This is a genomic window from Kitasatospora sp. NPDC093679, from assembly GCF_040683455.1.
GTDB lineage: Bacteria > Actinomycetota > Actinomycetes > Streptomycetales > Streptomycetaceae > Kitasatospora > Kitasatospora arboriphila.
This window is the reverse complement of record NZ_JBFBDW010000087.1, coordinates 1-17391: the sequence shown is the minus strand read 5'-3', so window position 1 is coordinate 17391 and position 17391 is coordinate 1. Positions and strand designations below refer to the sequence as shown.

The 17391-nt window shown below is 73.8% G+C and carries 13 protein-coding genes and 2 pseudogenes; 5 read left to right on the top strand and 10 right to left on the bottom strand.

The genetic code is table 11. The features are described 5' to 3' along the window. Positions 1 to 111: 111 nt before the first annotated feature. From AB0O09_RS37385 to AB0O09_RS37375, 3 genes are read right to left on the bottom strand one after another with little or no spacing between them, the layout of a single operon-like run. Positions 112 to 756, bottom strand: coding sequence for a CBS domain-containing protein (locus tag AB0O09_RS37385; RefSeq protein ID WP_363549921.1), 645 nt, complete (start codon positions 754 to 756; stop codon positions 112 to 114). Then, complete coding sequence (locus AB0O09_RS37380) at positions 753 to 1478, bottom strand: pyridoxamine 5'-phosphate oxidase family protein (protein ID WP_363549918.1); 726 nt, start codon at positions 1476 to 1478, stop codon at positions 753 to 755. Before AB0O09_RS37380 ends, AB0O09_RS37385 begins: the two co-directional genes overlap by 4 nt. A gap of 12 nt (positions 1479 to 1490) precedes the next feature. Beyond that, positions 1491 to 2534 (bottom strand): zinc-dependent alcohol dehydrogenase family protein, encoded by a 1044-nt coding sequence (locus AB0O09_RS37375; RefSeq protein WP_363549915.1) that lies wholly within the window; start codon positions 2532 to 2534, stop codon positions 1491 to 1493. A 227-nt stretch (positions 2535 to 2761) separates the two neighbouring features. Here AB0O09_RS37375 and AB0O09_RS37370 point away from each other — a divergent pair, with 227 nt between their 5' ends. Beyond that, positions 2762 to 4447 (top strand): GAF domain-containing protein, encoded by a 1686-nt coding sequence (locus tag AB0O09_RS37370; protein WP_363549913.1) that lies wholly within the window; start codon positions 2762 to 2764, stop codon positions 4445 to 4447. A gap of 2 nt (positions 4448 to 4449) precedes the next feature. Here the strand turns inward: AB0O09_RS37370 and AB0O09_RS37365 are convergent, their stop codons facing one another. From AB0O09_RS37365 to AB0O09_RS37340, 6 genes are all read right to left on the bottom strand, one after another. Continuing rightward, positions 4450 to 5445: a hypothetical protein gene (locus AB0O09_RS37365; protein WP_363549911.1), complete on the bottom strand. Its 996-nt coding sequence runs from the start codon at positions 5443 to 5445 to the stop codon at positions 4450 to 4452. A 255-nt stretch (positions 5446 to 5700) separates the two neighbouring features. Further along, positions 5701 to 6393, bottom strand: a complete 693-nt coding sequence (locus tag AB0O09_RS37360; RefSeq protein WP_363549909.1) for a response regulator transcription factor — start codon at positions 6391 to 6393, stop codon at positions 5701 to 5703. Between the two features lie 72 nt (positions 6394 to 6465). After that, positions 6466 to 7263 (bottom strand): universal stress protein, encoded by a 798-nt coding sequence (locus AB0O09_RS37355; protein WP_363549906.1) that lies wholly within the window; start codon positions 7261 to 7263, stop codon positions 6466 to 6468. A gap of 12 nt (positions 7264 to 7275) precedes the next feature. Further along, positions 7276 to 7878, bottom strand: coding sequence for a CBS domain-containing protein (locus AB0O09_RS37350; protein ID WP_363549903.1), 603 nt, complete (start codon positions 7876 to 7878; stop codon positions 7276 to 7278). Next, on the bottom strand, positions 7875 to 8330 hold the full coding sequence (locus AB0O09_RS37345) for a CBS domain-containing protein (RefSeq protein ID WP_363549900.1): 456 nt from the start codon (positions 8328 to 8330) through the stop codon (positions 7875 to 7877). The genes AB0O09_RS37350 and AB0O09_RS37345 overlap by 4 nt, the downstream gene beginning before the upstream one ends. Further along, a complete protein-coding gene (locus AB0O09_RS37340; protein ID WP_363549898.1) occupies positions 8309 to 8926 on the bottom strand; it encodes an OsmC family protein in 618 nt (205 codons plus the stop codon). Before AB0O09_RS37340 ends, AB0O09_RS37345 begins: the two co-directional genes overlap by 22 nt. 202 nt (positions 8927 to 9128) lie before the next feature. Here AB0O09_RS37340 and AB0O09_RS37335 point away from each other — a divergent pair. Beyond that, positions 9129 to 10495 (top strand): annotated as a pseudogene (locus AB0O09_RS37335) (nicotinate phosphoribosyltransferase). A 308-nt stretch (positions 10496 to 10803) separates the two neighbouring features. On the opposite strand, the pseudogene AB0O09_RS37330 reads toward AB0O09_RS37335, so the two are convergent. Next, positions 10804 to 11154 (bottom strand): annotated as a pseudogene (locus AB0O09_RS37330) (universal stress protein); the annotation flags it as partial. 233 nt (positions 11155 to 11387) lie between these two features. Between AB0O09_RS37330 and AB0O09_RS37325 the strand changes: the two are divergent. From AB0O09_RS37325 to ppsA, 3 genes are all read left to right on the top strand, one after another. After that, positions 11388 to 12236 (top strand): universal stress protein, encoded by an 849-nt coding sequence (locus AB0O09_RS37325; RefSeq protein ID WP_363549895.1) that lies wholly within the window; start codon positions 11388 to 11390, stop codon positions 12234 to 12236. A 1-nt stretch (position 12237) separates the two neighbouring features. Then, positions 12238 to 15195, top strand: coding sequence for a cation-transporting P-type ATPase (locus AB0O09_RS37320; protein WP_363549893.1), 2958 nt, complete (start codon positions 12238 to 12240; stop codon positions 15193 to 15195). 283 nt (positions 15196 to 15478) lie between these two features. Further along, positions 15479 to 17391 (top strand): phosphoenolpyruvate synthase (gene ppsA, locus AB0O09_RS37315; protein WP_363549891.1); only part of this gene is annotated, 1913 nt, incomplete at its 3' end.

Below are 17391 nucleotides of genomic sequence, written 5' to 3'. Positions count from 1 at the left end.
CACGACCGCCTTGAACGGCGTGTCCGGCCTCGCGGTCACCACTTCCTGGGTCATGACGTCGTGAACGCTCCGGTGCTGCATGGTCCTGCTCCTCCTCGGTGGATCTGGGCCTCACTCGGGCGCGGTCGTTTCGGCCGCGCGCCGGGTCCGGTCGGTGACCGAGACGACGCCGTCGATCGACCGGCACAGCCTGTCGACGACCGCCGCCAGGTAGGGCGGGTCGATGGTGCCGCTGAGCGTGACCCGTCCCTGCTCGACCCTGAGGTCCACGGCAGCCGGGTCGATGCCGTCGATCCCGCCGAGGACCTCGTCGGCGATCTGCTCGGCGATGGCCCGGTCGTCGCGGAGGAAGACCTTCACCAGGTCGGCCCTGCTGACCATGCCGACCAGCCGGCCGTCGGCGTCCACGACCGGCAGGTGCTTCACCTGGTTCCGCTCCATGTGCCGGGCGGCGGCGACCACGCTGGCGTCGGCGGTGATGCACACGGGCGGGGCGGACATCAGCTCTCCCGCGGAGGCTCGGTCGCCATCCAGTCGGGGCATGGCGAGTATTTCGTCGGGATCGTCCTGGACGGCCTGGACGTGCATCAGGTCCGCCTCGGACACGATGCCGATCGGACGCTCCGCATGGTCGACCACCGGCACGGCGCTGATGCGGTGCACAGCGAGGGTGGCGGCGATCTCGCGGAATCCGGTGTCGGGCGGGACGCGGACCACCTCGCGGGTCATCACGTCGGCCACCTGTCGGTGCCTCATGGCCGGCCTCCTTCCTCGTGCCCGGTTCCCTGTTCGGTCGTGGCCGGCTGGATGAGGCGGCCGGTCACGGTCTTCGGGGCGATGCGGATCCACAGGTGCCGGGCGCCGCCGGCCCAGGGTTCGGTGGCGGCCAGCCGGTCGAGCCGTCCGATTTCGGCAGGCTCGGTTACGCGGTCCGCGCCACCGCCGATCAGGACGCTCCACCCGGAGCGGCTGGCGTCGTCGATCCGGTCCACCTGGAAGCCGACGTCGGAGCCGGCTGCGGTGGCTGCGATGCCGAAGTCGGACGTGCGGTAGACGATCGCGTGGCCGTCGACGGTGTAGTTGACCGGCAGGACGACCGGGTAGTGGTGCCCCAGCAGTGCGATCCGGCCGACGCCGTGGGTTCCCAGCCGGTCCCAGCACTCTTCCTCGGTGAGCCGGAGCAGCCGGGCGCGCCGGGCCGTACGAGGGAGGCCCGGAGACGCGTCGGGGCGGCCCTCGACGAGGTCGTTGCGGCTCACACCGAGGGCGTGCGCGAGACGGAACAGCGCACCCGGGTCGAAGCCGGGCCCGAAATCCAAGAGGTGGCCGAGGTAACGTGGCGACATGCCGGCGCGGGCAGCCGCCTCGTCCTGCGTGAGGTCGAGCAGGCGGCACCGTGCAATGACCCGTCGGGTGATGTCTTCCGGTTCGTCGGTCACGCCGGCCCAGGGGGTGGACGCGGTGTTGTTCGTGTTCATGGCCTTCGGTCCTCAGGTGCGGAAAAGACCGACTTTGAGCGCTCCGGTGCGAGCCGGGTCGGCGAAGACGTCGTAGCCGTCCTGCATCTCGTCGAGACCGAACCGGTGGGTGACGAGCTCGCCCGGGGACAGCCGGCCAGCCGCCAGCATGTCGAGCAGCAGCGGGGTGCTGCTGGTGTCCACCAGACCGGTGGTGATGGTGACGTTCTTGATCCACAGCTCTTCGAGGTGGAGCGTGGCGCTTCTGCCGTGGACGCCGACGTTCGCCACCCGTCCGCCGGGCCGCACCAGGCGGGTGCACAGCTCGAAGGTGTCGGGGAGGCCGACCGCCTCGATCGCGACATCGGCGCCGCGGCCGTCCCTGCCGAGCCCGTCCGCGGCGGCCCGCTCCACCTCGTCGGGGCTCAGGGTGCTGTCGGCGCCCACCCGTTCGGCGGCCTTCCGCCGGCTCTCCGCGAGGTCCACCACGATGATCCGGGCGGGACTGTAGAGGCGGGCCGTCGCGACGGTCGCGAGCCCGATCGGGCCGGCGCCGACGACCACCACGGTGTCCCCGGGGCCGACTCGGCCGTTGCGGACGCCGACCTCGAAGGAGGTGGGCAGGATGTCCGCGAGCATCAGCGCCGCCTCGTCGGTGATCCCGGCGGGCAGCTTGTGCAGCGAGTTGTCGGCAAACGGCGTACGGACGTACTCGGCCTGGGTTCCGTCGACGAGGTGGCCGAGGATCCAGCCGCCTCCACCGGTGCACTGGCCGTAGGCGGCCTCCCGGCAGGAGGCGCAGCGGCCGCAGGCGGAGATGCAGGAGACCAGGACGCGGTCGCCGGCCGCGACGGTGCGCACGCCCGGTCCGGTCTCGACGACCGTGCCGACGGCTTCGTGCCCGAGGATCCGCCCTTCGGTGACCTCCGGGACGTCGCCCTTGAGGATGTGCAGGTCGGTGCCGCAGATGGTCACCGCGTCCACACGGACGATCGCGTCCTCGGGATCGGCGAGGGTCGGGTCGGGGACCTCGTCCCACAGGCGGCGGCCCGGTCCGTGGTACGTCAGAGCCTTCATGTCCGGTCTCTCCCTCGGACGTCCCGGCCAAGCTGCTGGTTGCCGGGGTTCCCTTTTCAGCGTCGGTCCGGGGACGGCGTCCGTGCCATGGGCCGGACGGCCCATGGCACGGGTCGAGCGGCCCCACTGCCACGGCATGCGGTCGGTGCCGTGGCTAGCCTGGAGACGGTGCTCCGATCAGGACGGAGAACGATGTGGGCAAGGACCGGGACGATGGCGCGGGGCCCGTGCCGCAGCTCCGTCTGGACGATCTCCTCGACGAGCTGCAGGCCCGGTTGGACGCCGCACGCAGCGCCCGCGACCGGGTGCACAGCCTGCTGGAGGCGGTGCTGGACGTCGGCCGGGACCTGGAACTCGCCCAGGCCCTGCGGCACGTCGTCGAGGCGGCGGTGACGCTGGTGGACGCCGAGTACGGCGCCCTGGGGGTGATCGGGGAGGGCCGCACGCTCTCCCAGTTCATCCCGGTGGGGATCAGCGACGAGGTGCGGGAGCGGATCGGCCCGCTGCCGTCCGGCCGCGGACTGCTGGGCGAGCTGATCCGCCACCCGGTGCCGCTGCGGCTGGACGAGATCGCGGACCATCCGTCGTCGGTCGGTTTCCCGGCCAACCATCCCCCCATGCACAGCTTCCTGGGCGTGCCGATCCGGGTACGGAACAAGGTCTTCGGCAACCTCTACCTGACGCAGAAGCGCGGCGGCGGCGGGTTCGACGCCGAGGACGAGGCGGTGCTCGCCACCCTGGCGGTGGCCGCGGGTGTGACGATCGACAACGCCCGCCTCTACACCCAGGCCCGGCTGCGCGAGCGCTGGCTTGCCGCGGGCGCCGAGGTGACGGGCGGCCTGCTGTCCGGGGAGCCGGAGCACGCGGTCCTCGATCTGCTGGTCACCCGCGCATCCCAGATCGCCGGTGCGGACCTCGCGGTGGTGGCGTTCTGCCTCCCGCAGACGGACGAGCTGGAGGTGCGGATCGCGGTCGGCCTGCGCGGCTCCGACCACCGGGGCCTGGTGCTGCCCGTGAAGGGATCGTTCATGGGTGCGGCCGTGCAGTCGGCCGACCTCGCGGTCAGCACGGATGTCCGCAAGGATTCGCGGATCACGGTCGGGCCGCCGCGGTGGGAGGGCCTGGGGCCGGCGATCGCCGTACCGATCGGCACCGCGGAGGGCGGGATCCGCGGCGTGCTCATGCTCGCCCGCGCCGAGGGCGCACCACTCTTCGACCAGGACGAGTCCGCTCCGCTGAAGGGATTCGCGGCGCAGGCGGCGGTGGCGATGGAGCTCGCGGAGCGACGCCGCGACTCCGAGCAGGTGGCGCTGCTCCAGGAACGCGACCGGATCGCCCGGGACCTGCACGACCTGGCCATCCAGCGGCTCTTCGCCACCGGGATGACCCTGCAGGGCGCCACCCGGTTCATCGAGCACCCGGAGGCGACCGACCGGGTGCTGCGGGCCATCGACGACCTCGACGAGACCGCCAAGACCATCCGCTCCACCATCTTCGGCCTGCGGGCCCGGCAGTCCGGGCCGGCCGGCAAGGGGCTGCGGGCGAGGGTCGTGGAGAGCGTGGACCGGGCAGCCGCCGTTCTCGGGTTCACCCCTGCGCTGCGGATGACCGGGCTGATCGACGTCACCGTCCCGCCCGCCACGGCGGAGGAGGCGCTGGCGGTCCTGCAGGAGGCGCTGTCCAACGCCGCCCGGCACGCCGGGGCCACCTCCGTGGAGGTGACGCTCGCCGCCGGCGCCGACCTGGTGCTCACCATCACGGACAACGGCATCGGCCTGCCGGAGGGCGGACGGCGCAGCGGCCTGGCCAACCTGGCCGAGCGGGCGGCCGCACTGGGCGGCGGGTTCGACGCCCGCAGCCGCCCGGGGGGCGGCACGGAGCTGGTCTGGCGGGTGCCGCTGCCGGCCGCCTGAGGTCACAAGTGCTCGGTCTCGTCCTCGTCGATGCTGTCGGCCAGCGGGAGCCGCGGTGTCGGGGCGCCTTCGGGGCCGTAGCCGAGGCGGAGGAGCATCTGCACGCAGCCGGGCCCGTGGGACGGGTCCCGGGTCGCCCAGCGGACGTGGGGCCACTCGAGGGCCTGGTGCAGCATCGACGCGCGGACCTGGTGGACGGTGGCGACCAGGAGGACGTGCTGCAGGGCCAGCCCTGCGCGCAGCCAGTCCACCGGGCGGTCCTGGTGGGTGGACAGCACGGCAAGGCACGGGTGGGCCTCGAAGGCGGCGGGCGGCAGGTGGTCGGTGGGGTCGATGGCGGAGAAGTCCCGCACCGGCAGGTGGCCCGCGGCGTCCTGCGGTCCGAGGGCGCGGCGCGGGATGCCCAGCGGTGGTCCGCCGGGTTCCTGGATCCAGGCGCGGCTCTCGATCCGGCGCCGGATGTCGGTGGTGTTGGTCCGCTCCGCCTCGGCGGTCAGGTGCAGGAGCCGTTCGGTCTCCTCGGGGCCGGGGATGTCCAGCGTCGTCTCCTCCGCCCGTGCCGCGGCGACGAGTTCGGCGAGGACCGCGGGCGGGACGGGCGGGCCGGTGAACGGTGTGCGGATGGTGTGCCGGTGCCAGATCGCGTCGTACAGCTCGGCGGTGCTGGGCAGGGTGACGAGGGCCGGCCGGTCGAGTTCGACGGCTGCCAGCAGATCGGGTTCGGCCGGGTCGGGCAGCAGCCGGACCTCGGGCGCCCAGCCCAGGTGGCGGGCCGCGACACGCAGGTTGAAGACCGCGGCTCCGACCGAGACGTACAGGGCCTGGCCCCGCGGGTCGGTCTGGGGCAGCTTCCGCTCACCGACGGCGCGCACCTCCAGGGTGGAGGTCTCGGGGCGCAGCTTGAAGTGCCACGGCTGGCTGTTGTGGATGGACGGTGCGGCGACCGCGGCCGAGACCAGGGTCTCCAGTGCGGCGGCGTCGAGGGCGACGGTGGACATGACGGCACCTCCGGGTGTTCGGTCAGCCGGAGGCCGGCCGGTTCGCGTCCTGCGGGGCGTCCAAGCGCCGCGGATGAGCCGGGTGGTGGGGCTCGTGACGGCGATCCCCCGCCCGTTCGCGCCGCAGTCGATCCGGCGCATCATCGCGGGGCTCCTGGGCCAGCAGGGTCGGGGGCGGATGCCCTCACTCCCACGGTCCGCCTGCGGCGCCGGGCGCACATGGGCCGAGCGGCCCGATCCGCCGGGCCGGGCGGCTCAGTGCGGGTGCGGCGAACGGTGCTCGGTGTCGACCTGGGCGGCCAGGACGGCGGCCTGCAGGCGCCGCTCGACCCCGAGTTTGGCGAGCAGCCGGGACACGTGGTTCTTGACGGTCTTCTCGGCGAGGTAGAGCTCCTTGCCGATCTGCCGGTTGGTCTTGCCCTCGCCCACCAGCGCGAGGATCTCCCGTTCGCGCGGTGTCAGCTGGTCGAGCAGGGCGCCGGTGTCGGTCTCGTCGTGGTGGCGCAGGCTCTCCATCAGCTTGCGGGTGGTGGCCGGGTCGAGCATCGACTGGCCCGCCGCGACGGTGCGCACGGCGCTGACCAGGTCCGCGCTCTTGACCTGCTTGAGGACGTAGCCGGCCGCCCCGGCCATGATCGCGTCCAGCAGCGCGTCGTCGTCGTCGAAGGACGTGAGCATCAGGCAGACCAGGTCGGGCAGCCCGTCCCGCAGCTCGCGGCAGACGGTGACCCCGTCGCCGTCGGGGAGCCGCACGTCGAGCACGGCCACCCGGGGCCTGAGCGCGGGCACCCGCGCCAGTGCCTGGGCACAGGTGCCCGCCTCGCCGACGACCTCGATGTCGGGTTCGGCATCCAGCAGGTCCTTCACGCCCCGCCGGACGATCTCGTGATCGTCCAGCAGGAACACCCGTACGGGCTGTCCGGTGTCGCCGTCCCGGATCGGGTCCATGGCGGCCTCCCTGCACCTGTGTCGTCTCTTCCCGATTCTGCGCGTCCGCTCCCCGTACCGCACCGGTCGGGTTCATCCGTGCGGTACGACGGCGACCGGGACGCGTGCCTGGCCGATGACGGCGCGCGCCACCGGGCCGAGTCTTCGGCCCGCGCGGCCGACGACGAGGAGGTCGCAGCCCTCGCCCGCTCGGACGAGTTCTTCGGGAGCGGTGCCCGGACGGACCTCGGTGACCGTTCGCGGAGCTGCGGGGCCGCGCTCGGCTCCGGTGCCGGTCAGCCGCTGCAGGACCTGCCGGGCGTGTCCGGTCAGTTCGTGCTCGACGGCGACGATCCGCAGTTCGGCCCCGCGGAGCCCGGCCGCGTCCCGGGCGAAGGCGACGACCTCCGGGGCGGGCAGGTCGGCGTTGACCCCCACCACGATCCGTCCCGCCGGGGCCGCTCGTGCTCCGTTGTGCAGCAGCACGGTGGGGCAGTTGGCCTCGCCCGCCACGGCGGGCCCGAGGGCGTCAAGGAAGCGAGGGCTGAGGTGCCGGGGCCCGTGGGTGCCGAGCACGAGGAGACCGGTGCCGTGGGTGGCAGTGAGCAGCCCTCGAGGCGCCGGCTCTTCCAGGACGGCGGTCCGCACGTCCAGGCCTCGGTGATCGAGGCGCAGGCGGGCGGCCGTCTCGGCGAGCAGGCCGAGTGCCCGGCCGCGGACCTCGCTGGCCCCGGGGAGCGCTGGCGCGGTGCCGAGCGGCCGAGGCAGCGGGTGGACGAGGCACAGCGGTGCACCGCGGCGCCCGGCCTCGGCCGCGGCCCAGTCGACGACGGCCGGTGTGGTGGGCGAGTCGTCGACGACGGCCAGTACGGGCGGGGCCACGGCGTTCACGTCGCCGGCCGTTCAGGCCGGGACGCCGAGCCGGACTTCGGCGTCGACCACCCCGGGCACACCCTTGACCAGGTGTTCCAGCAGGGCGGCCGTCGCCGTGTCGGGGAGCGTGCCGGACAGTGTGATCCGCCCGTCGTCGGCGTGCACCCGCAGTCCGGAGGCGTCCGCCGGGCGAAGGGCCGCGATCAGCTCGAAGCGGACCTGACCGGCGAGTTCCGTGTCCTCGCGGAGGTGCACCTTGAGCAGGTCGCCCCGGCTGACGATGCCGACCAGGCAGTCCTCGGCGTCGACGACCGGCAGCCGCTTGAGGTGCATCCGGGCCATCGACCGGCCGGCTTCGGCGATCGGGCTGTCCGGGTGGACGGTCACGGCCGGCGCGGTCATCATGGCGCCGGCGGTCATCCCCGGGTAGGTCGCGGGTTCGCGGTCCTGGGCGGTGAGCAGGTCGGCCTCGGAGACCACGCCGATCACCCGGCCGTCGCCGGTCAGCACGGGTACGGCGCTGACCTGCCACTGCTGCAGGGTGTCGGCGATCTCCCGGAAGTCCGCGTCCCGTCCCACCGCGACGACCGCGTGGGTCATCACGTCGCCGACGGTGTACCAGGTGCTGTTCATGGCGTGGTCCTTTCGAGGGACGGCACGGCGGCCTCCTCGTGCAGGGTGCTGCGGGAGACCGGGCCGAGCAGGTCGGCGAAGTGCTGCAGGACGTCGAGGAAGAGGTCGTCGACGGTGATGACACCGACCGGTACACCGTCGCGCAGGACGGGTAGGCGGCGTACCCCGGTGCGGCGGAACGTCCGGTAGGCGGTGGCGAGTTCGTCATCGGCGTCGACGGTGAGCGGCGGGGCCGACATCAGCCTGGCCACCGAGGTGTTGGCGTCCGTGTCTCCGGCCAGCACACGGACGACGAGGTCGCGGTCGGTGAGGACGCCCAGCAGGGCACGGCTGTCCGCCGTCACCAGGACGCAGCCGATCGCCCGATCCGCCATCAGGCGTGCCGCCTCGGCGGCGGTGCTGTCGGCCGGGACGGTCATCGGGGGCGAGATCATGAGGTCCGCGACGCGCACGGCTCCTCCTCCTTCACCACGATGGTGACCTCGGGCGGGTGGGTCAGCGTGTTGTGGACGGTGCAGTGCGACGCCACGGCGAGCAGTCCCGCCGCTCGCTCCGCGGGCAGCCGGGGGGCGACCACGGAGACCTCCATTGAGGCGATCCGGGCGGGCCGGTCGGCCGCCATCCGGTGGTCCACGGTCACCCGCAGCCCCTCGCGGTCGATGCCGTGCCGGGCCAGGTGGCGGCCCGCGTAGTGGGCGACGCAGCCGGCGAGGGAGGCGGTGAACAGTTCGAGCGGTGTCGGCGCCGTGTCGGCGCCTCCGTCCGCCACCGGCTGATCGACGGTGAGCACGTGGCCGCGCACGAATACGGCGTACTGGTCGTCGCGCAGATGCACCGCCTCCGTGTACCCGGCTCCGTCCCGGTCCCCCGGCACGGCCGCCTCGCGGATCAGGGCCGCAGCGACCTGCCTCGCCTCGGCACACGTCAGTGCGACCCGTCCCGCTGCGCCGAGGTCCAGCAACACCGGGCCGGTTCCAACAGGGTGGGCGCGGGTGACGAGGACCGACCCTCCGGCCGCGGTGGTCATCGGTTGGGCCGAGGTCGCCATGGCGGTCCTCCGTACTCCGTGCGCCCTTGAGGGGCGCTGGCTCCTCCTCCCAGCACACCGCGCCCTGCGGGCGGCGGCCAGGGCCGGCCGGTCGCATCCCGGCAGGACCGTGGGTACCCCGCCGAGAGGGCCGTTCGGCCCTCCGCGCCCACCGCAGCACGTGGAACGCTGGCCAAGGGGCCGTTCCGTCCGAGGAGGCACCATGTCGACGGCCGGGATCACCGACCTGTACGAGGTGACGATGGCGCACTCCTACCTCCGGGAGCGCATGACGGGGTTGGCGACGTTCAGCTTGTTCGTCCGCAAGCTTCCGCCCGGGCGTGGCTTCCTCGTCGCCGCCGGCATCGAATCCGCTCTGGAGTATTTGGAGGGGTACCGGATCGACGGGGAGGACGTGCGGGCCTTCGCCGCTGCGCTCGGCCGTCCGACCGCGGACCTGGCGTCGCTGCTCGGGCTGCGGTTCGGCGGCGAGGTGTGGGCGGTGCCGGAGGGACGGGTCGTGCTGGCCGACGAGCCGCTCCTGGAAGTGACCGCACCGCTGCCCGAGGCCCAACTGGTCGAGTCCTACCTGCTCAACCAGGTGTGCCACCAGACGACGGTGGCGAGCAAGGCGGCCCGCTGCGTCCTCGCCGCGGCGGGGCGGCCGGTGGTGGACTTCTCGCTGCGGCGCACCCACGGCCTGCAGGCAGCGGACCACGCCGCCCGGCTGGGCGCGCTGGTGGGTTTCTCGGGAACGAGCAACGTCGCCGCGGCCGACAGGTACGGCCTGCAGGCGGTCGGCACCATGGCCCACTCGTACATCGAGGCGTTCGGTGACGAGGCCACGGCCTTCCGCGCCTTCGCCCGGGCCCACCCGGGGCCGGTGACTCTCCTGGTCGACACCTACGACACCCGGAGGGGGTTGCCACGGCTGCCCGGGTGCTGCGGGAACTCGGTCTGCACGAGGGCTGCGCGGTCCGGCTGGACAGCGGCGACCTGCTCGACCTGTCCGCGGCCGCGCGCCGGATCCTCGACGCCGCCGGCCTGCCCGGGGTGAGGATCACGGCCAGTGGCGGCCTCGACGAATACGGCATCGCCGACCTGCTCGCCGCGGGGGCGCCGATCGACGTCTTCGCCGTCGGGACCCGCGTCGGCGTGGCGGCGGACGCCCCGTACCTGGACGCCGCGTACAAACTGGTCGCCTACGACGGCCGGCCGATGATGAAACTCTCGGCAGGCAAGGCCACGGCGCCCGGCGCCAAACAGGTCTTCCGCGGCCCTGGGTCCCGCGACACTCTGGCCCTTCGGAAGGAGCCGGGCCCGCCTGAATCCGAGCCGTTGCTGCGCCGGGTCATGACGGGCGGGCAGCGGCTCCGCGGCGCGTGCACCCTCGCCGAAGCGCGCGCGTGCCTCGAAGCGGACCTGGCCGCGCTGCCTGCGCCCGCCCGCCGCATCACCGACCCGCTGGCACCGACTGCGCGGCAGTCGAGCCGGCTGGTCGCACTCACCCGCGATGTCACGCAGCAGATCGAATGGAAACTGCGCAGCGCGGATGCAGCGGCATCACTCCTGCCCCGGCACGGCGGCTGACCGCGGCGCGAAGGTGGAACCGATGGGTGAGCGTGGACCGCGCCCGGGTTGTGGTCACGTTCCTGGGCTCCTGCCGTCCGAGCGCATACGAGGGTGGCCAGGCCGCCCTCAGGAGGTCGAGACGGCGTCGGAACAGGTAGCCCCGTGAGCCGCCCGGTCGGCTGTCGGCCCGCTCTGGGGCGAGCGTTCGAAACCACCACGATCGGCTCGCTCACGGCCGGCCCCGTGTCCGTGGAGGGCCGCCTTATCTCGGCTCCGGCGGCCTGGTGCCCCTCTTGCCCCTCCGGGCTGGCGGTCGGCACAACAACGACTGGGCACAGCGCCCGGTACAGAAGGCCGTGCGGGACGGATCCCGGCTTCATTCCGGCGAATCCGCCCCGGCCGCGTCGCCCCACCACGACGGCGGGTGCATGGCGGGAGTGGCGGGCGAGTTCCCCGACCGGATGGCCGCGGGCCACCTCGTGGGTGACTCTCATGTCCGGGTGCTCGGCCCTGCAGCCCGCTGTGGCCTCGTGCAGTTCCAGCTCCAGCGTCCGCATGGCTGTCCGCTCGTTCGCACGGGCGATGAAGGCGGGGCGCCACACCCTCACTGCGAGGACCTCGGCTCCGCGGCGGGACGCGAGATCGGTCACAACGTCCGCGCTCTGCGGTGTCCGCATCTCCACGCCAGGCAGAACGGTGGAACCTGGCCAGGGCCGACCGACCCGGCTGAGGATGCCTCGCGCCGGGGCGGTAGTTCGCCTGGTACGAGTGTCCGCGTCTGCAGGCCCCGGCCAACGGGGCCGGTCGGCCCTCCCGCGCCGACTGCGGCCGGCCGTAGCGTGGCAGCAAGGCACTGACCCGCTCACGGGTGGAGGAAGCCGTGCGATCCACTACTGCACACCGTCCGATCGTGCTGGGCATCGACGCCCCGGCTCCCACGCCGACGGCCGTGGCCTGGGCCGCGGACGAGGCCGACCGGTGGGGCCGGCCGCTGCGGCTGGTCCACGCCGTCTCTCCGGCGCCGTACGGCTTCACCGGCGCCGAATGGGTCGGCAGCCTGAAGGAGCAGCACCGCGAGGGCGGCGTGGTTCTCGACAAGGCGGCCCTGCTGGCCCGTGAACGCCACCCGGGCCTGGAGATCACAGCCGAGACCGTCGAGGGTGTCACGGACCAGGTCCTGTGCGAGGAGTCCCGGCGCGCCGAGTTGGTGGTCGTCGGGTCGCGGCGGCTCAGCCGTGCCGAGGAGTGGCTGAGCGCCTCCTCGGTCACCGTCCCGCTGAGCGCGCAAGCACACTGCCCGGTCGTCGTGGTCGGTGCGCCGGAGCACTCGACCCAGCAGCCGCCGTACGTGGTGGTGGGGGTGGACGGCAGCCGCTCGTGCGCCGCCGCCGTGGATTTCGCCTTCGGCCTGGCGGCGCGGCGCGGCGCGGAGCTGCGGGCGGTGTGGGTGTGGCACCGTCCGCTTGTCCTGCCGACCGACCGGGATACCGCCGTGCAGACCCTGCGGCGGCAGCTGTCGGAGGCCACCGCCGGTCACGGCGGTACGCAGCCGGACGTCCGGGTGACCCATGACGTGCTCGTCGGGCACCCGGTCGAGCAGTTGGCCGCGGCGTCGGCGCACGCCCTGGCCGTGGTGGTCGGCCGGCGCGGCCACGGCGGGTTCACCGGCATGCGTCTGGGCTCCGTCCCGCACGGGCTGCTGCACCACGCGCACTGCCCGGTCGTCACCGTCCCGCCGCCCGTCGACCACCATCGCTGACGTGTCCGGCGAACGGGCCGGCACGCTCCGACCACCGCCTGTGGAGGCCGAGCCGGCGGAGCCTGACCCGCGCGAGCCGGTCAACCTGCTCTTTCGCGACCTGCGGACTTCTCCGGACGGCCTGGCCGAGCGGGAGGCGGGCCGGAGACTGACCGTCCACGGGCCGAACACGCTGGCCCGGCGGGGCGGACGGCGCTGGCCCGGCGAGCTGGCGCAGCAGTTCACCCACCCGCTGGCCGTCCTGCTCGCTTTGGCGGCCGTACTTGCCCTGGTGAGCGGCGCACCGGCCCTGGCGGTGGCGATCGCCGCGGTCATCGTGTTGAACGCCCTGCTCGCCTTCGTGCAGGAGCGTCAGGCCGAGCAGGCGGTGGAGGCACTGGCCGACTTCCTGCCGGAGCACGCCACCGTGGTCCGCGGCGGCGTCCGCAGGGAGGTCCCGGCAACGGACCTCGTGCCGGGCGACATCCTGGTGGTCGAGGAGGGCGACCGGGTGTCCGCCGATGCCCGGCTGCTGTCGGGCGGTGTGGAGGTCGACCTGTCGGCGCTGACCGGCGAGTCCGTCCCGGTCTTCCGCTCCGCCGAGACGACAGACGTCGCAGGTCCCCTACTGGACGCCCGCGACCTGGTGTTCTCCGGCTCGGCCTGCACCGGCGGCCAGGCGCTGGCCGTGGTGACGGCCACCGGAATGCACACCGAACTCGGGCGGATCGCCGCCCTGAGCCAGCGCACCCGCCGCGAGGAGAGCCCACTGGAGCGCCAGGTCAAACGGGTGGCCCGGCTGATCGCGGTGATCGCGGTGGGTGTCGGGCTGGCCTTCCTGCCGATGGGCCTGGCCGCCGGCCTGTCGCTGACCGCCGCGGTGACCTTCGCCGTCGGCCTGCTGGTCGCCAACGTGCCCGAGGGCCTGCTGCCGACCATCACGCTCGCCCTCGCCTCCGGCGTGCGGGACCTGGCCCGCCGCGGGGCGGTCGTCAAACGGCTGTCCGCGGTGGAGACCCTCGGTTCGACCACCGTCGTCTGCACCGACAAGACCGGCACCCTGACCGAGAACCGCATGCGGGTCACCACCGTGTGGACGCCGGCCGGCGAGGCCCCGGCCGACGGCACCACGGCTCCCGGCGCCGAACTCCGCGACCTCGCCGCAGCGGCCGCGGCCTGCACCACCGCCGACCCGGACACCGCCCACGGCGACCCGACCGAGCTGGCCCTGCTCGACCTCGCCGACCGCTTCGGCGTGCCCTGCCCGGCAGGCCCCCGGGACAGCAGCCGCATGGCGCTCTTCCGCTTCGACCCCCGGCTGAAGCTGATGACCACGGCCGACCGCCACGGCGAGAACGTGGTGCTCCACACCAAAGGGGCACCGGAGGAAGTCCTCACCCACGCCACCACAGTGTTCGACCGCGGCGCCCGTCGGCCCCTGACCGCCGCGGACCGCACGGCCGTGGTGCACGAGATCGGCCGGCTGGCGGCCCGTGGCCTGAGAGTGCTCGCAGTGGCCGTGCGGCCGCTCCGACCCGGGGTACCGCCGCCCCGGCGCCGCGAGGACGCCGAACACGACCTGTGCCTGCTCGGCCTGGTCGCCATGGCCGACCCGCCCCGGCCAGAGGTCGCCGGCGCCATCACCCGGGCCCACCGCGCCGGCATCACCGTCCACGTGGTCACCGGCGACAACGGGCTGACCGCCGCGGCCGTCGCCGAGCAGGTCGGCATCGGCCACCGCGGCATGCGGATCGTCACCGGCGCGGAACTGGACTCGCTGGGCGACGACCGGCTGGACGTCCTGCTCGCCCGGGGTGAGGAGGTGGTGTTCGCACGGACCTCGCCCGAGGCCAAGCTGCGGATCGCCGACGCCCTGCGCGCGGAGGGCAACACCGTGGCCATGACCGGCGACGGGGTCAACGACGCGCCGGCGCTGCGCCGCGCCGACATCGGCGTCGCCATGGGCCGCTCCGGCACCGAGGTCGCCCGCGAGTCGGCCACCATGGTGCTCACCGACGACGACTTCGCCACCATCGTGGCGGCGGTGGAGGAGGGGCGGCGGACCTACGACAACATCCGCAAGTTCATCGTCTACATCTTCGCGCACGCGGTGCCCGAGGTGGTGCCCTTCCTCGTCTTCGCCCTGGCCGGGGGCGCCGTCCCGCTGCCGCTGACGGTGATGCAGATCCTCGCCGTCGACCTCGGCACCGACACCCTGCCCGCACTCGCCCTCGGCCGGGAACGTGCGGAACCGGGTCTGATGGACCGTCCGCCACGGCCGCGCACGGAGAAGGTGATCCGGCCCGCCATGCTGGCCAGGGCCTGGGGATTCCTCGGCCTGATCTCCGCCGCGCTCGTCATGGGCGGCTACTTCCTCACCCTGACCGCGGGCGGCTGGCACCCAGGTGATCCCACAGGCCCCGGCAGCCCTCTCCACCACCTGTACCAGCAGGCCACCACCGTCGCCTGGCTGGGCATCGTGGCCTGCCAGATCGGCACGGCGTTCGCCGCCCGGACCGACCGGGCCTCCCTGCGGTCGATCGGGGTGTTCAGCAACCGCCAGTTGCTCGGCGGCATCGCCTTCTCACTGGCGTTCGCGGCCGTGATCGTCTACGTCCCCGCCCTGCACCGCCTGTTCGGCACGGCTGCCCTCGGCCCGGCGCAACTGGCCGTGCTGCTGCCCTTCCCGCTGGTGGTCTGGGGTGCGGACGAGCTCCGCAGGGCCGCCGTCCGCCGCAGGGCCGGCGCGGCGACCGTTCCGGCGGCGGTGCGTCCCTCGGCGCCCGCACCGGCCGGCGAGGAGTCCGGCCACCACCCGCTGCCGGTGCTGCTCGCCCGGCACGGCTGGAGCGCCCACCGGCTGATCCACGCCCTCGGCGTCGGGGAGCACGCGGCGGCCGACATCGTGGCGCACGCGCAGCACATCGCCGCGGGACACGGCCGGCCGCCCGGCGAAGGCGGCAGTCCGACTCTGCGCTGATGCCTGTCCCACGACCGCCTTGGGTCGAACGGCCCAAGGCGCGGTGCCCGACCGACACCGCAGCAGGGGCGCAGGGGCCCTGGAGACCTCGCCCGGTCCAAAAGGATCGTGGAAGGCGACGGCAATCCGCCCGCACCAGCGGGCCACCGGCCGAGGAGGTGGCAGCAATGCCCCGGACCAGGATCGTCAAGCGCCCCGGCCCCCAGCCCCGTCCGCTCCCGCCGCTCGACCTGCGCACGCCGTCGGGCCGTCGGCTGCCCTACTGAACCGCCTGGGAGGAGCCATGCGTCGAGTGATCCGGTTCGCCGACCTCGAACGGGGCGACGTCGGCCTGGTGGGAGGCAAGAACGCCTCCCTGGGAGAGCTGGTCGGGCACCTCGGGCCGGCCGGTGTCCGCGTGCCCGACGGCTTCGCCACGACGGCCGACGCCTTCCGCGAGTTCCTGGCCCGGGGCGGTCTGCGGGACGAGGTCGCCGCGCAGTTCGACCGGCTGCGTGAGGGCGGCCCGCTCGCCGACGTCGGCGCCGCCGTCCGGGCCGCCGTCCTGGCGACACCTCTGCCCGAGGCGCTGGCCGAGGAGATCACGGACGGGTACGCACGGCTGGGCCGGGAGGCGGGCCGGACGGACCCCGACGTGGCCGTGCGCAGCAGCGCCACCGCCGAGGACCTGCCGGAGGCGAGCTTCGCCGGGCAGCAGGAGACCTACCTCAACGTCCGCGGGCCCGAGGCCCTGTTGGACGCCTGCCGGCGGTGCTTCGCGTCGCTGTTCACCGACCGGGCGATCGACTACCGCGAGCGGCTGGGGTTCGACCACCTCGCGGTGGCGCTGTCGGTCGGCGTGCAGCTGATGGTCCGCTCGGACCTCGGAGGATCGGGCGTGATGTTCACCCTGGACCCGGAGAGCGGGTTCCCGGAGGCCGTCGTGGTGAGTGCGGCATGGGGGCTCGGCGAGACGGTGGTCAGCGGCCGGGTCGACCCCGACGAGTACCTGGTGTTCAAGCCCCTGCTGAAGGACCCGGGGCTCGATCCGGTGCTGCAGACGGTCTGCGGCCCCAAGCGGCACAAGTCGGTGTACGGCGACGAGGGCCTCACCCGGATCGTCGAGACCTCGGCGGAGGAGCGCGGCGCCCTGGTGCTGGACCACGGCGAGGTCCGGCGGCTGGCCGAGTGGGCGGTCGCCGTCGAGGAGCACTACGGCTGCCCGATGGACCTGGAATGGGCGAAGGACGGCCGCACCGGACAGCTGTTCGTCGTCCAGGCCCGGCCTGAGACCGTGCAGTCGCGGCGCCGCGGGGCCGTCCTGCGGCGCTACCGGCTGACCGGCACCGGCGAGCGGCTGGTGGACGGCATCGCCGTGGGCGAGGCGATCGGCGTCGGCCCGGTCAGCAGACTGCGGAGTCCCGTCGAGATCGGCCGCTTCCCCGCCGGCGCGGTCCTGGTCACCGCGATCACCGACCCCGACTGGGAACCGCTGATGAAGAGGGCCTCGGCGATCGTCACCGACCACGGGGGACGCACCTCGCACGCGGCGATCGTCAGCCGCGAACTCGGCGTCCCGGCCGTGGTCGGCACCGGCCGGGCGACCGAGGTCCTCGACGACGGACAGGAGGTCACCGTCTCCTGCGCGGAGGGCGCCGAGGGCCACGTCTACCGCGGCCGCGTCGACTTCGAGGAGTCGGAGACCGACCTCGGCTCGCTGCCGGCCACCCGGACCAAGGTGATGCTGAACCTGGCGGACCCGGCCGCGGCGTTCCGCTGGTGGCGCCTGCCCGCGGACGGCGTGGGACTCGCGCGGACGGAGTTCGTCGTGGCCCACCAGGTCCGGGTGCATCCCCTGGCGCTGCTCCACCCCGACCGGCTCTCCCCCGAGGACCGGCGGCTGGTGGACGCGCTGAGCGACGGCCACCCCGACCGCACCGAGTACTTCGTCGACCGGCTGGCCCAGGGCGTCGCACGGATCGCCGCCTCCCGCTGGCCCGACCCGGTGGTGGTGCGCACCAGCGACTTCAAGACCAACGAGTACGCCCGGCTGGTCGGCGGTGCCCCGTTCGAGCCCGTCGAGGCGAACCCGATGATCGGGTGGCGCGGCGCGAGCCGGTACTACGACGACCGCTACCGGGAGGGCTTCGCCCTCGAATGCCGGGCGCTGCGCCGGGTCCGTGACGGGATGGGGCTGACCAACCTGGTGGTCATGAT

Bases quoted from the DNA above. Each gene is read 5' to 3' on its own strand.
- AB0O09_RS37380 (WP_363549918.1), bottom strand. From the start codon at position 1,478: ATGAACACGAACAACACCGCGTCCACCCCCTGGGCCGGCGTGACCGAC.
- AB0O09_RS37360 (WP_363549909.1), bottom strand. From the start codon at position 6,393: ATGGACCCGATCCGGGACGGCGACACCGGACAGCCCGTACGGGTGTTC.
- AB0O09_RS37340 (WP_363549898.1), bottom strand. From the start codon at position 8,926: ATGGCGACCTCGGCCCAACCGATGACCACCGCGGCCGGAGGGTCGGTC.
- AB0O09_RS37385 (WP_363549921.1), bottom strand. From the start codon at position 756: ATGAGGCACCGACAGGTGGCCGACGTGATGACCCGCGAGGTGGTCCGC.
- AB0O09_RS37350 (WP_363549903.1), bottom strand. From the start codon at position 7,878: ATGAACAGCACCTGGTACACCGTCGGCGACGTGATGACCCACGCGGTC.
- AB0O09_RS37375 (WP_363549915.1), bottom strand. From the start codon at position 2,534: ATGAAGGCTCTGACGTACCACGGACCGGGCCGCCGCCTGTGGGACGAG.
- AB0O09_RS37365 (WP_363549911.1), bottom strand. From the start codon at position 5,445: ATGTCCACCGTCGCCCTCGACGCCGCCGCACTGGAGACCCTGGTCTCG.